Origin of the sequence: Marinobacter gudaonensis, assembly GCF_900115175.1 — a bacterium.
Lineage (GTDB): Bacteria > Pseudomonadota > Gammaproteobacteria > Pseudomonadales > Oleiphilaceae > Marinobacter > Marinobacter gudaonensis.
Map to the genome: position 1 here is coordinate 694,308 of NZ_FOYV01000001.1, position 13,493 is coordinate 707,800.

Genomic DNA, 13,493 nt, shown 5'->3' on the forward strand with positions numbered 1-13,493 from the left:
CTGACAAAATGGATACTACTACGATTGTCCTTGTACTGGCGGCTGTCGTTACCGTCTCGATTGTCATAATCGTGCTCAGCCAGATGCGTGAGAGAGCGCGAATTGAGCGGGCTCGCAAGATCACGGCGCAAGAGGATGCCTACCATCGCGCCTATCGTCTTCTGTCCGAAATCCCGGGACAGTATCTGACGCCCGACCTAAAGCTGTTGCTGATAAAGCGGATGGAAGAGGCCTGCGCAGAGCTCGCCAGTCTTAAATCCAACCTGCCGGTGCGGCAATGGCAGGAATCGGCGGCTGAGATGAAGCAGCAGGTCCTTGAGAAACGGGACAGCACCACCCCGGTGAAGATCGATTCGCCCGAAAAGTCCAACTATGTCAAAGAACTGCTTCAGAATCTGTTCAAGATGATCGAAACCATGCATAAAAGCGGGCGCCTGGACGCGGCCACTGCCAAAAAGAATCTGAAATATGTGCTGTTCCTGGTACACAAGACCCACGCCGACCTGCACGTTTTCCAGGCCAGGGATTACGTCCGCCAGAACCAGATTCGCAAGGCCATTCATGCCTACCATCTGGCCAGCACGGAAATGGGCAAATCCCGGGACAACCCCCTGGCCATGAAAGCGGTCAAGAGCTTCCGGACTCGCATCAAGGAGCTGGAAGCGCTCAGTGCCGAGGGCCAGGAAAGCCAGCACGCTGACTCGCAATCAAAACTGGATCGCGAATGGGACACCTTCCTCCACGACGACGAGTGGAAGAAAAAGGCCGATTACGACGACTGAAGCCACCCACCGGGTCATGACAACGGGCCCGACAACAGGGACAGTGCACACCCGTGAAGAAGGGCTTTCAGCAACGACTTTCCTATCGACTGACCCGCGACACGGTACTGGTTGCCATGGCGCTGGGCCTGGTGCTGAACATCGTCCAGATTACCCTGGACTACTTCAGTGCCGAGGAATCCATGGAAAAGGAAATCCACGCGCTGATCGACATCAGCTACAGCCCGGCCTCCCAGATCGCCTACAACATCGACGTTCGCCTCGCTGAGGAACTGCTCGACGGACTGCTCCGCCACCCGGCCACCATCGACGCCCGCATCATCGACAACGACGGTGGCACCATGGCCGCTTCCAGCAAAAGCAGCCCTGCCTCTTCCTATCGCTGGGTCAGCGACCTGCTGTTTGGTTCAGACCGCGTTTTTCGCCAGGAGCTGCAGGTACCGCAGCTCGAAGACCTGCCCCTCGGACACCTGATCGTGACCATAGACACCTATCACTACGGGGCGCAGTTTTTGCAGAGGGCCGGTTACACCCTGATCAGCGGCCTGCTCAAGAGCCTGATCCTGTCAGCGGCATTGCTGATGATCTTCTATTTCGTACTGACCCGACCCATGCTCAATGTCATCAGCGCGCTCAGCCAGGTTCGCGCGAGCTCACCAGAAAAGGTCCGGTTGCCGATCCCGGCAAACCATCGGCACGATGAAATCGGCACCATGGTGAGCATCATCAACCAGCATCTTGAAACCATTGATTCCAGTTTGGCGCAGTTGCGCACCGCCGAGAGCGCCATGAAGAACTATTCCACCCAGCTGGAGCAGGAGGTGGAAGACCGGACGCGGGAGATATCCGAGAAGAACGAGGCACTGCAACGGGGTAACCGGGCTCTGGTCAAAGCCAAGGAAGACGCGGTTCGACGGGCGCGGGCCCGGGCCAACTTCCTGGCCAGCATGAGCCATGAGATTCGTACGCCGCTGAACGGCGTTCTGGGCATGCTTGGGCTGGCCCTGGAAGGGGAACTGGACCCCGCCCAGCGCAATCGTCTGGAGATTGCCCTCAATGCCGGCGAAAGTCTGCTGGGACTGCTCAACGACATCCTGGACATTTCCAAAGTTGAAGCCGGCAAACTGAGCCTCGAAAACATCCCCTTCAGCGTGCGACACCTGGTCGAAGAGTGCGCAACCCTGCACGCGCAGCAGGCGAGACGCAAGAAGATACAGCTGGTATCCGACATTGACCCTAACCTGCCCGAACACTTCCTCGGCGACCCCACCCGTCTGCGGCAGGTCCTCAACAATCTGATGAGCAACGCCATCAAATTCACGGATGAGGGCAGCGTAAAAATCCGGGTGGGCCGTTCTGGCGGCAGCCTCCGGATCGACGTGGTCGATACCGGCATTGGCATGTCAAGAGAGGGACTGCATCGGATTTTCTCGCCCTTCTCCCAGGCAGACGCCGATACTACCCGTCTTTACGGTGGCACCGGACTCGGCCTGACTCTGTGCCGGCAGCTCGTGGAGCGCATGCATGGCCAGATTCTGGTGGACTCCAAAGAGGGCGCCGGAACTCACTTCACCGTTACCCTGCCCCTGCCAGTCCAGGACCCCGAGACCGGGCCTGCCCCATTGCCGATCGACCCGGCTTTGCAAGCCTTGGGAATCGCCATGGCGATTCCCCCGGACAATCCGCATCGCCCGGCCATTGAGGCCCTGCTGCGCCACTGGGGCCTTCCCATCCGTGGAGCCAGCCGCCATCAGGACGGACTGCTGCTTGCCACGGCGACCGCGCAAGACACTGAGGCCCTCGCCTTCGCGGAAAGCTGGCCGGGCCCCGGCGTCATTCTGGCGGACGACAGTGGCACACTGTCGCCCGCCAGCCATCGGTACCAGTTGCTGTCTCTGCCACTGCGGCGGGAGGATCTGTATCGATGCCTCAATCGCGCTGCGGGACTGGCGCAAACGAACGTTGAAAATTCAACGGGCACGCCGGTACTCGAGACACCCGACGGTGGAGGGGCTCTGTCGATTCTCCTGGTTGAGGACAACCAGGTTAACCAGATGGTTGCCAGCAGCCTGCTGAAAAAGCTCGGACATGAAACGGACCATGCCGAGAATGGCCTGAAAGCCATCGAGGCGCTGGCCACGAAGCACTATGATCTGGTTCTGATGGATTGCCAGATGCCCGTTATGGATGGCTATGAGGCAACGCGTCGAATCCGGGAGAATCCCGAGTGGAAAGATCTACCGATTATTGCGGTGACAGCCAATGTTATGCAGGGCGACCGTGAAGACTGCCTGGCATCCGGCATGAACGATTACATCACCAAGCCTTACCGACGCGAAGAGCTCAGGGAAGCCATCAACCGCTGGCGCCCGGGGCCGCAAAGCAGCCATTCGGACACCCCCTGAGCTCCCTCGACGCGGACGGGTTCACGCCGGCAACAACTTCTCGATATCCTTGCGAATGTCTTCAGGCTTGGTGGTAGGCGGATAACGCCGTACTACGCGGCCGTCCGGTCCCACGAGGAACTTGGTGAAATTCCATTTAACCTTCTCGGAACCCATCAGACCCTTGGCTTCGCGCTTGAGGAACTGAAACAGCGGATGGGCGCCGTCGCCGTTCACTTCAATCTTGGAAAACATCGGAAAATCCACGCCATAGTTCAGGCTACAGAACTGGCTGATAGCGTCGTCGTTACCTGGATCCTGGCTCAGGAACTGGTTGCAGGGAAACCCGAGCACCTCGAATCCGCGCTCTCCAAGCTCGGTATGAAGGGCCTGAAGTCCCTCGAACTGCGGTGTAAATCCACATTTGCTGGCGGTGTTGACGATCAACAACACCTTGCCCTTGTAATCCGACAGACTGCGCTCTGTGCCCTTGATGTCCTTTGCCGTGAAATCGTAAACCGTTGTTCCGGCCATCTGCTGCTCCTCAACAGGGGTGGGTGAATTGCGTCCCATTGTCGCCGATTCGGCCTCAAAAACCATGTCATGGTGAGCCCTCTGGGCACCATTTCTCAAAATCGGGTAAGCTTTCAACGCTAAATCTGCCTCAACACGCCACAATTCATCATTATTCCCCTGTTGCCGCCGCGATTCGCTCCGCTAGAATAGGGAAGCCTCTAACCAGGCCTGTCGGCATGGCCGTTGCCACTTTGCAATCCCGGACTAAGGAAACCCCGATTCATGCAGAACTACTACAAATCCGCCAAGCTGGATAACGTGTGCTATGAGATACGTGGCGTGGTTCTGCGTGAGGCCCGGCGCCTGGAAGAGGAAGGCCATCGAGTCCTGAAACTGAACATTGGCAATCCGGCGGCTTTCGAACTGGATGTCCCTGAGGAAATCCAGCAGGACGTCATCTACAACATGCACCTGGCCCAGGGATACGTAGAATCCAAAGGGCTCTTCTCCGCCCGCAAGGCAGTGATGCACTATTGCCAGCAGCGAGGCATCGACAAGGTCGACATCGACGATATTTTCCTTGGCAACGGTGTGAGCGAACTGATCGTCATGACCATGCAGGCCATGCTCAACACCGGCGACGAGGTGCTGATTCCGGCGCCCGATTATCCGCTGTGGACCGCCGCCGTTACGCTGTCCAGCGGCAAGCCGGTTCACTACCGGTGTGACGAGCAGCAGAACTGGTTTCCGGATATCGAGGACATCCGCAAGAAGATTACCCGCCGGACCCGGGCGATTGTGCTGATCAACCCCAACAACCCGACCGGGGCGGTCTACTCAACGGAACTTCTGGAGCAGGTCATTGAACTGGCCCGCCAGCACAATCTCATTATTCTCTCCGACGAGATCTACGACAAGATCCTGTACGACGGCACCGAACATGTCTCTACGGCATCGCTTGCCGACGACGTGCTGTTCTTCACCTACAACGGTCTGTCCAAGAACTACCGTGCGGCCGGCTACCGCTCCGGGTGGATGATCATCAGCGGCGCCAAGCACCGCGCCAGGGACCTCATCGAGGGCATCGACATGCTCTCCAACATGCGCCTGTGCGCGAACGTTCCGGCCCAGTTGGCCATTCAGACGGCCCTTGGCGGCTACCAGTCGATCAATGACCTGGTGGCCCCCGGCGGTCGCCTGTTCGAACAACGGGAAACAGCGTGGCGAATGCTGAATGATATTCCCGGGGTAAGCTGCGTGAAACCCCAGGGGGCGCTTTACCTGTTTCCGAAGCTTGACCCGAAGCACTTCCCCATCGTGAACGATGAGAAACTGGTGCTGGACTTGCTGCTGCAGGAAAAGATACTCCTGGTGCAGGGCTCAGCCTTCAACATCGACGACAAGCAGCACCTGCGTGTCGTTTTCCTGCCCCGGGAAGACACCCTCGAAGACGCCATGGGTCGGCTCGGCAACTTCCTGGCGCAATACCAGCAGTAACGGAGGCAGTAATGGCGGATATCCACGTGGAGGAGTTCTACAAAGACGCTGCCATCGCCCTGGTTCAGCTCTACGGCGCCTTCCCGCGGCGCATCAATGTGTTCGTTGAAGACATCGCCGGCCCAGACGAGCCCGATGAATTCGGGCTCCACAGCAAGCGGCATATGGCCTGTTTCGGCGCGCTCCTGTGGCTGGCGGAGGAAGGCCTGATCCGCTATGTCGACACCATCCGACAGGAAGCCCTCGACCAGGCTGTGCTGACCCGAGAGGCCTTTATCCGGTTGAGTTCACCGGCGCCACAAACGCTGGTGCACGCGCTCGGGCAGCTCCAGGCGGGCTCCTCCGACACCTTGCCTCCTTCCGTTCAGGAAGATCTCTCCACACACATACACCTGATCCGCACCGCCCTAAAAAGTGGCCACTCCGGGCGCATTAGCCAGGCCATGCAAGCCACCTTTTTCGCGGACAGGCCCGTTCATTAAATCGGCGTAAGCCTGTTGATTGATTGAACCGCGGCCACATATATCGGTCTGAGAAACGGTTTTTTCCTCTGTGACAAACTGATCGGGAAGCAAACATGCGTATTCTGCTGTTTCTGGCAACCAACCTTGCCGTCATCATTGTCGCCAGCTTCACGCTGCGGCTGCTGGGTGTGGACAGCTACCTGGCCCAGAATGGAATCGAGTATGGCTCATTGCTGGCGTTCGCGGCCGTGTTCGGTTTCGCCGGCGCCCTGGTGTCGCTATTCATCTCCAAGCCCATGGCCAAATGGAGCACACGCGCCCGGGTGATCGAATCTCCGAGAACGCCAGCCGAACGCTGGTTGGTAGATACGGTAGCGGATCTTTCACGGAACGCCGGTATCAAGATGCCCGAGGTAGCCATCTTCCCGGCCTCACAGTCAAATGCCTTTGCCACCGGCTGGAACAAGAATGATGCGCTGGTAGCCGTCAGTGAAGGCCTGCTGCAACGGTTCAACAAGGACGAAATCCGGGCAGTGCTGGGGCATGAGATTGGCCATGTTGCCAACGGCGATATGGTAACCCTGGCCCTGATTCAGGGCGTGGTGAACACCTTTGTGATTTTTGCCTCTCGGGTAATCGGGTCCTTTGTCGACCGGGTAGTGTTCAAAAACGAGAGCGGCCACGGCCTGGGCTTCTTTGCGGTAAGTATCGTCGCCGAAATTGTGCTGGGCATCCTCGCAAGCACCATCGTGTTCTGGTTCTCCCGGCGGCGGGAGTATCGCGCCGATATCGCGGGTGCGCAGTTGGCCGGGCGCACCGCCATGATCAGCGCTCTGGCCCGTCTGAAGCAGGAAAGCGAGGTGCCGGACCAGATGCCAGACACTCTCCAGGCGTTCGGCATCAATCGGGGCGCCCGTGGCGGCCTGAGCGCCCTGTTCATGACCCACCCTCCGCTGGAAGACCGCATTCAGGCCCTCCAGAGCGCCAAGCTCTGAAACAGAAAAGCCTGAAACAGAAAAGCCGGGGCACTCACCCCGGCTTTTTTCTGCAGACCCAACCGTTATCAGATCTTCAGTTTGAACCCGATGGCCCTGAAGCTGTCCTGCAGCGATTTGCTGGTGCCCTTCAACTGGATCTTCACGCTCGAGCATTCCCGCCGTACCGGGTAGTCCCGCCGGAGCCGGTCAAACGCCGGGCCCCGCTCTGCGGGTGCTCCGTCCATGGCATGCCGCAGTCGGGCATCGTCCCGGCGTGGGTCGTAACAGGCCCGCAGGGCAATGCGAATGGCATCCTCTTCGTCGGCGGAACTGGTGAACGATAGCTTGCTCAGGGCGGGTTCCGGCAGAAACTGCCCAGCCTTCTTCCGGATCGGCAAACCCAGGAACTGACTCAGGGCCTGGTAGATCATCTCCGTGCCCTGAACCTTGCCTTCCAGGCTGTAACCGGCGATATGGGGAGTTGCCAGCCAGACGCGATCCACCAGTTCGGGGTTGATCCTTGGCTCCTGCTCCCAGACATCAAGCGCAACCGTCGGTGAGTTACCCTGCGCCAGCCGCTCCAGCAACGCAGATGAGTCAATTACCTCGCCCCGGCCGGCATTGATCAGAAGCTGCCCGGCGCTCAGCTCTGCGAGTTCTTGTTGACCGATCATATGGAAGGTGGGGTGGCTGCCATCACGAGTGAGCGGCGTATGCAGCGAGACCACATCGCATTGAAGCGTATCGGCCAGCGTCACGAAGTTTTCGCCAGGCTCTTGCCGGGACTCTTCCAGCTCTGCCCTCGGTGGATCACAGAGCCGAACCTCAAAGCCCAAACGCTCCAGTTTGCGGGCCAGCTCACTGCCGACATTGCCCACGCCGACAATACCGACACTGAGGTTGGTCCAGTCTTCCAGCCCCTGCTTTTCCGCGTGCAGGGAAATTACCGACAGCACATACTCAGCGACACTGTTGGCGTTGCAGCCAGGGGCAGCCGAGAACCGGATACCGGCCCCTTCGAGCCACGGCAGGTCGACATGATCGGTGCCTATCGTGGCAGTGCCCACAAAACGAACTCGGCTGCCCTCCAAAAGCTCCCGGTTGACGCGGGTGACCGAACGCACCAGAAGGGCATCAGCATCCCGGACGTCGCTCGCTGTCATGGAACGGCCGGAAACACGGCGAATCTCGCCAATGTCACCGAAGAAAGAATCCAGCAGGGGTATGTTCTCGTCAGCTACGATCAACATAGTAAAGCCCGGTCCTGTCAGTTCCTGCGCTGGCGCGGGTTGCGTCCGCCCTGCCCGCGACCTCCCTGGGGCCGACGCCCACGTTTACGGGTGATCGGCGGGTTGTCCATGGCCGTCATCAGAGCCTCATCCGGAACTGCCGTCTTCAGCTTCTGGCTGATGTAGGACTCGATGGCCGGCAGGGCAAACGAGTCGTCCTCACTGGCAAAGCTCACGGACACCCCGTGCTTGCCGGCCCGGCCAGTACGGCCGATTCGATGGACATAGTCCTCCGCGTTATCCGGCAGATTATAGTTGAATACGTGGGTCACGCCGTTAACGTGAATGCCCCGGCCGGCCACATCGGTGGCCACCAACACCTGAATGCTGCCTTTCTTGAACTGATCCAGGGTTTTCAGGCGTTTGTTCTGGGCAATCTCACCGGACATCAGGGCCACCTTCACGCCCTGGTTCTTCAGGTCTTCCTCAAGATCCCGGCACTGGTCGCGGCGGTTCGCGAACACAATGGCTTTCTCCACTTCCGGGCGCTTCAGGTAATTCACCAGCACCGTGAGCTTCTCGTCGTCGGCCACCAGGTACACCGTCTGATCCACCCGTTCCGCGGTTTTCTGCTCCGGCTCGATTTCCACAAACTCCGCGTTTTGCGTCCACATCGAGGCCAGGTTCAGGACATCCTGGTTAAAGGTGGCACTGAACAGCAAGGTCTGGCGCTCTTCCTTGGCGGTGCATTTGCGGATAATACGCTTCACATCCGGGATGAACCCCATGTCCAGCATGCGATCCGCTTCGTCCAGGATAAGAATGTCCAGCTGATCCAGGAACACATCCTGGGAACCGAGGAAATCAATCAGCCGGCCCGGCGTGGCCACCAGAATATCCACGATCTCGTTCTGCAACTGGTCGCGCTGTTTGTCGTAGTTCATACCGCCTACCACCGTGACCACGTTGTGACCGGTGTACTGGCACAGCTGCTCGGCGTCCTTGGCGATCTGCATGGCCAGCTCGCGGGTCGGCGCCAGCGCCAGTACCCGGGGCTCTGATGCGAAACGATCCTTCTCCGGTACCGGCGTTTCGAGCAGGCTCTGAATGGCGGTGATCAGGAACGCGGCCGTCTTGCCGGTGCCGGTCTGGGCCTGACCGATCAGGTCCTCGCAGGCCAGCGTCCAGGGCAAGGTCTCAGCCTGGATGGGTGTGCAGTACTCGAAACCAATGGCGGTAATGGCATCCAGCAGTCGCTTGTCGAGGTTCAGGTCGCTGAATCTCAGATCGCCGGTATGTTTTGGGTCAGATGTCATAGAGTCCTAGTTTTCCTGAGGTAATGCTGATTCAGAAGTCGATGGTGCAATCCGCCGGACATCTTCGCGCCAACGGGTTTTCAGGGTGGCTCCGGTGCCATAAAATGCGACCAACGCCTCAAAAAAGCGTTGTGCTCGAGCGGGGAGCCCGTTTTCAAGGTACCTGCCTGCCTGACTGCAGACGTTTTCCCGAAATCGCGCTTCCTGGGCAGCCCCGCCACCGCTAAGGTTATCCAGACTGATGTGGAAACGGAATCCGGCGGCAAGGGCGAACAGCCATTCGATTGCCTGCGGCTTCACTTCCACTGCTTCAAAGGCCTGCTGCTGCTCCGGGGTGCGGCCATCCGGACAGTACCAGTAACCGTAATCGTGAAGTGTGCGCCGATGTTCACCAGCAATACACCAGTGGCTGATTTCATGCAAAGCACTGGCATAATAGCCATGGGCAAAAACCACCCTGGCGAAGCCTTCTGGTTCGCTGGCGGGCAGATATTCAGGTTCATCGCTGCCTTTGACCAGTACCGTCCGGTAGGCTTCCCGGAACAGGTCATTGAACAGCATGATAAGATCATTCGGGCTGTGATTCATTGGTGGGCTATTGTGCGACTTTAACGCCCCCAATACCAGAGGGAACTTTGACCCGGCCTCTGTGTCCACTGCACGATTCAACGCGGCCCGGCGCGCCGATCAGACACCAACAGGAAAACCGCTCAACGATGATGGCCAATCCCCTGTCCCTGACACTCCTGCTAACCGTTATGTTATCGACAACGACTCCCGTCTGGGCGCTCGGCAGCAGCGGTGGCAGCCTGTTCGGAGGCCAGAGCGGCGAGTTCCTCCCGGTCGACGAGGCCCTGCCCTTCGATTTCACGTCAACAGCCGATGGCGTGGTTCTGGAATGGGACATAACCCCGGGGCACTACCTCTATCAGGAGCGGATCAGTATTGCCACCGACGATAAGGGGGTTGTCCTTGGCGAGCCGGCATTCTCGGTGACCGGCACCGAAACCGAGGATGAATATTTCGGCAAAAGCACGGTCTTCTACGAACCGGTGCAAGCCCGCGTGCCCGTCACTCTGCCCGACGGCGTCAAGGAAGCCGTGCTTCAAGTGACTTATCAGGGCTGCGCCGAAGCCGGTCTCTGCTACCCGCCGCAAACGCGAGAGGTGCTCTTCTATCCCGGCAGCGGTAACAGCGCCGACTTTGGCGCAGCCGCCCCCCAAAAGGATAGCGGTAACCGGGGCACCGTCGACACCGAGACCGCCACCGGTCTTGCCGGCTTTCTGTCTCGCCAGTCCACAGTGGTGATCGCGGGCGTGTTTCTGCTGCTGGGCCTCGGCCTGACCTTCACGCCCTGCGTGCTGCCGATGGTGCCCATCATCTCCTCCCTGGTTTCGGGCCGTAACACCCGAACCACTGGTCAGGCCCTGATGCTGTCCGGTAGCTATGTGCTGGGCATGGCGCTGACCTACGCCGCTGCGGGTGTTCTCACCGGACTGCTGGGCGCAAGCTTTAACCTGCAGGCTCAGTTACAGTCACCCTGGGTCCTGGGCACCTTCGCCCTGCTGTTCGTGATTTTCGCGCTCTCAATGTTTGATCTTTTTGAAATCCAGTTGCCGCGGTTCATCCGGGAGCCACTGAACGATGCCAGCCATCGCCTGACCGGAGGCCGCGTGGCCAGCCTGTTTGGCATTGGCGCTCTGTCGGCACTGATTGTATCTCCCTGCGTATCCGCGCCCCTGGCCGGCAGCCTGCTGTATATCTCAACAACCCAGGATGCCGTCATTGGCGGCATCGCGCTGTTCGCACTCGGCCTGGGCATGGGTATACCCCTGATCCTGGTGGCGGTGGGAGGCCGGAAGCTGCTGCCCACGACCGGGCACTGGATGACAGCGGTAAAGCATTTCTACGGAGTGATGCTGCTGGCCGTCGCTATCTGGCTGGTTGAACGGCTGGTGCCAGGTTGGGTGGCACTGGTGTTGTGGGGCCTGTTGGTGGCCATCACCGGCGTGCAACTGGGCGCGTTCGATGCCGCCAGGGCCGGCTGGGAGAGAACACGGAAAGGGCTGGGGCTGGTGCTATTTGCCTATGGCCTGGCGCTTCTGGCAGGCGCTGTGGGTGGCGCCAGCGATCCCCTGAGACCCCTGGCACCCTTTACCGTAGCCAGCACAGCCAGTGGCACAGTGGCCTCCGCCGCGGCCGACCATGCGCCCTTCCGCCGAGTGGAAGATCCCGCACAGGTCCGGGCCATGCTTCGGCAGGCCAGTTTTGAGGGTCAGCCAGTGATGCTCGATTTCTACGCTGACTGGTGTATTTCGTGCAAGGTGATGGAACGCAACGTATTCAGCAAACCGGACGTCATTCAGGCCCTGGCCCCCTATACGCTGCTACAAATTGATATGACCGACAACACCCCCGCTCAGCAGGCACTTCTCGACGAGCTCGGCCTGTTCGGTCCTCCGGCCATCCTTTTCTACGCTCGAGGCGGCAAGGAACTCCCGGAATACCGGATCCTGGGGGAAATGGATCGCGAGCAGTTTCTCAACCACCTTCGGCGACTGGCCGAAAGCGTCTAGCTCCCCCTGCGTATCAGGTAGACAAACAGGTCGTCCTGCTCCAGCTGTTCAACCAGTTCGTGGCCGAGGAACTGGCAGAACCGGGGGATGTCCCGCGTGGTGGAGGGATCCGTAGCCACCACCCGAAGGATGCCGCCCGGCTGCACATCGTTAATCCGGTTATGCAGCATCATCACAGGCTCGGGACAGAACAGCCCCCGGGCGTCCAACTCTGCGTCAAATTCCGATGCTTCCACTCTGGATCTCCTGTTAATCAACCTGATTTCTCTGAGTTTTCTGCTAAATTCGTTAGTAGGACCGTTAACATGCTTGGAGGTTTACCATGATTCGGGTATTGATCGAGCGCCACATTGCCGAGTCACTGGAGTCAGCATACGAGGAACGTTCGCGCAAGGTTCTTCAACAAGCCGTCAGTGCACCCGGATTCATTTCTGGTGAAACCCTGATCGACGCCCACGACAAGAACCATCGCATTACCCTGGCCAACTGGCGGTCCGAAGCGGATTGGGACCGCTGGCTGCACTCTGAAGAACGCCGGGAGCTTATGCTGGAACTGGCTCCGATGATGGATCAGGAAGAACACATCACCGTTCTTGAGCAGAGCGCATTCTAACCGATTCGTTCAATAAAGCAGGTGATCTCCTCGCGATCATGATACAGGTGGCGCGCCCTCAGGCGAGCGTTCACTCCGGTCGCTTCCAGACCACTCTCAAGTATGTCACGGCAAATCAGCCATTCTTCATAGCGCTTTTTCATCGGCAACTTGAGATTGAACAGGGCGTAGCGGCACAATCCCTCACCCAGCCAGGTGACGGCCAGCCGGGCGGTTTTCCGGGGCTGGTCGACGATGTCGCAGACCATCCAGTCGATGCCCCGTTTCGGGCGCCAGGAAAAGCCGTCCGCCTCCACGTGCTCAACCTGCCCGCTGGCCATGAGCTCATCGTTCATCGGGCCGTTATCCACCGCGGTTACCATCATGCCCTGCCGGACCAGTTGCCAGGTCCAGCCACCAGGCGCAGCGCCCAGATCGGCCGCCTTCTTGCCGCCACCCAGGTAGTCGAGTTCCCGGCCCTCGGGCAGGAACACCTTCCAGGCTTCCTCCAGTTTCAGCGCAGACCGGCTTGGTGCCGAGGCGGGTAACCGCAGGCGGGGAATCCCGCCCACATAACGAGCCCGGTTTTCCGCAAGGCTGTAGCCCACCAACGCCGTTTCAAAGTCTGGAAGAAACACCTCCATGCGGGCTGGAGCCGGGGCATTCTGATCGGATTTAAGAAGGCCCGCGCCTCGCAATCCCCGCGACAGGGGCGACACCCATTTACGGGCAAAATTGCCAAGATCCCGGTCGGCATTGTTCTCCGGTACCCGGATTTCGAGCCGGGCGCAGCCCGGCCAACCAAGATTCAGGGAACGCAATCCCGAAATAACGGCGCCTACCCGATCATTGGCCGGCAGTGGCAGTGCACCCAACACAACCATCCAATCTCTCACGAATACCAGCTCGTCCAGCGGCAGGCTAGCCATGATGTCCTCGGCCCTGGCCGGCGGCGATACGAAGTACCGCACCCGCCCCTGGTCTGCTTCCGGCTCGAAATAGCCAAACATCCCCTTTTCGGAGGCCCTGTCGGTCATTTCCCTGCCGGCCTCGGTTTCGAAACCGGGCCGACAGAACAGAAGTATCTGGTCCATGCCTCACCTTTTTTACGGGGCTGCCGCCAACCCACGAAATTTCAAACTGTTTAACAGCGTCGTTTG

At 59.3% G+C, this 13,493-nt stretch carries 13 protein-coding genes; 7 read left to right on the top strand and 6 right to left on the bottom strand.

Translation table 11 applies throughout. The annotated features are described in order from the left end of the window. The first annotated feature begins 8 nt into the window (after positions 1–8). Both BM344_RS03185 and BM344_RS03190 read left to right on the top strand, forming a co-directional pair. Positions 9–782, top strand: coding sequence for a hypothetical protein (locus tag BM344_RS03185; RefSeq protein WP_091985975.1), 774 nt, complete (start codon positions 9–11; stop codon positions 780–782). 53 nt (positions 783–835) lie between these two features. Further along, the gene (locus BM344_RS03190) at positions 836–3,187 is read left to right on the top strand and encodes a hybrid sensor histidine kinase/response regulator (RefSeq protein WP_208603370.1); all 2,352 of its coding nucleotides are present in this window, start codon (positions 836–838) and stop codon (positions 3,185–3,187) included. Positions 3,188–3,208: 21 nt separating this feature from the next. Here BM344_RS03190 and BM344_RS03195 read toward each other — a convergent pair whose 3' ends face one another. Then, positions 3,209–3,700 (bottom strand): glutathione peroxidase, encoded by a 492-nt coding sequence (locus tag BM344_RS03195; protein ID WP_091990749.1) that lies wholly within the window; start codon positions 3,698–3,700, stop codon positions 3,209–3,211. Between the two features lie 264 nt (positions 3,701–3,964). On the opposite strand from BM344_RS03195, the gene BM344_RS03200 reads away from it, so the two are divergent. The 3 genes from BM344_RS03200 to htpX all read left to right on the top strand — a co-directional run bounded on the left by BM344_RS03200 (position 3,965) and on the right by htpX (position 6,638). After that, positions 3,965–5,179 carry a pyridoxal phosphate-dependent aminotransferase gene (locus BM344_RS03200; protein ID WP_091985977.1) on the top strand — a complete coding sequence of 405 codons (1,215 nt, stop codon included), beginning with the start codon at positions 3,965–3,967 and terminating at the stop codon, positions 5,177–5,179. Positions 5,180–5,190: 11 nt separating this feature from the next. Continuing rightward, the gene (locus tag BM344_RS03205; RefSeq protein ID WP_091985980.1) at positions 5,191–5,661 is read left to right on the top strand and encodes a hypothetical protein; all 471 of its coding nucleotides are present in this window, start codon (positions 5,191–5,193) and stop codon (positions 5,659–5,661) included. A 95-nt stretch (positions 5,662–5,756) separates the two neighbouring features. Then, complete coding sequence (htpX, locus tag BM344_RS03210) at positions 5,757–6,638, top strand: protease HtpX (RefSeq protein ID WP_091985981.1); 882 nt, start codon at positions 5,757–5,759, stop codon at positions 6,636–6,638. A 68-nt stretch (positions 6,639–6,706) separates the two neighbouring features. Here htpX and pdxB read toward each other — a convergent pair whose 3' ends face one another. The 3 genes from pdxB to BM344_RS03225 are packed head-to-tail and all read right to left on the bottom strand — an operon-like array spanning position 6,707 to position 9,726. Next, the gene (pdxB, locus tag BM344_RS03215; RefSeq protein WP_091985984.1) at positions 6,707–7,870 is read right to left on the bottom strand and encodes a 4-phosphoerythronate dehydrogenase PdxB; all 1,164 of its coding nucleotides are present in this window, start codon (positions 7,868–7,870) and stop codon (positions 6,707–6,709) included. 17 nt (positions 7,871–7,887) lie between these two features. Further along, on the bottom strand, positions 7,888–9,165 hold the full coding sequence (locus BM344_RS03220; RefSeq protein ID WP_091985986.1) for a DEAD/DEAH box helicase: 1,278 nt from the start codon (positions 9,163–9,165) through the stop codon (positions 7,888–7,890). A gap of 6 nt (positions 9,166–9,171) precedes the next feature. Then, positions 9,172–9,726 carry an elongation factor P hydroxylase gene (locus tag BM344_RS03225; protein WP_322853408.1) on the bottom strand — a complete coding sequence of 185 codons (555 nt, stop codon included), beginning with the start codon at positions 9,724–9,726 and terminating at the stop codon, positions 9,172–9,174. 155 nt (positions 9,727–9,881) lie between these two features. On the opposite strand from BM344_RS03225, the gene dsbD reads away from it, so the two are divergent. Then, positions 9,882–11,741, top strand: a complete 1,860-nt coding sequence (gene dsbD / locus BM344_RS03230; protein WP_091985990.1) for a protein-disulfide reductase DsbD — start codon at positions 9,882–9,884, stop codon at positions 11,739–11,741. On the opposite strand, the gene tusA is transcribed toward dsbD, so the two are convergent. Beyond that, the gene (gene tusA / locus BM344_RS03235) at positions 11,738–11,977 is read right to left on the bottom strand and encodes a sulfurtransferase TusA (protein ID WP_091985992.1); all 240 of its coding nucleotides are present in this window, start codon (positions 11,975–11,977) and stop codon (positions 11,738–11,740) included. The two genes, dsbD and tusA, sit on opposite strands and share 4 nt — an antisense overlap. Before the next feature lie 86 nt (positions 11,978–12,063). Between tusA and BM344_RS03240 the strand changes: the two genes are divergently transcribed. Continuing rightward, positions 12,064–12,354, top strand: coding sequence for an antibiotic biosynthesis monooxygenase family protein (locus tag BM344_RS03240; protein ID WP_091985995.1), 291 nt, complete (start codon positions 12,064–12,066; stop codon positions 12,352–12,354). Here the strand turns inward: BM344_RS03240 and rlmM are convergent. After that, positions 12,351–13,427, bottom strand: coding sequence for a 23S rRNA (cytidine(2498)-2'-O)-methyltransferase RlmM (gene rlmM / locus BM344_RS03245; protein ID WP_091985996.1), 1,077 nt, complete (start codon positions 13,425–13,427; stop codon positions 12,351–12,353). The genes BM344_RS03240 and rlmM overlap by 4 nt on opposite strands. Positions 13,428–13,493 lie beyond the last annotated feature (66 nt).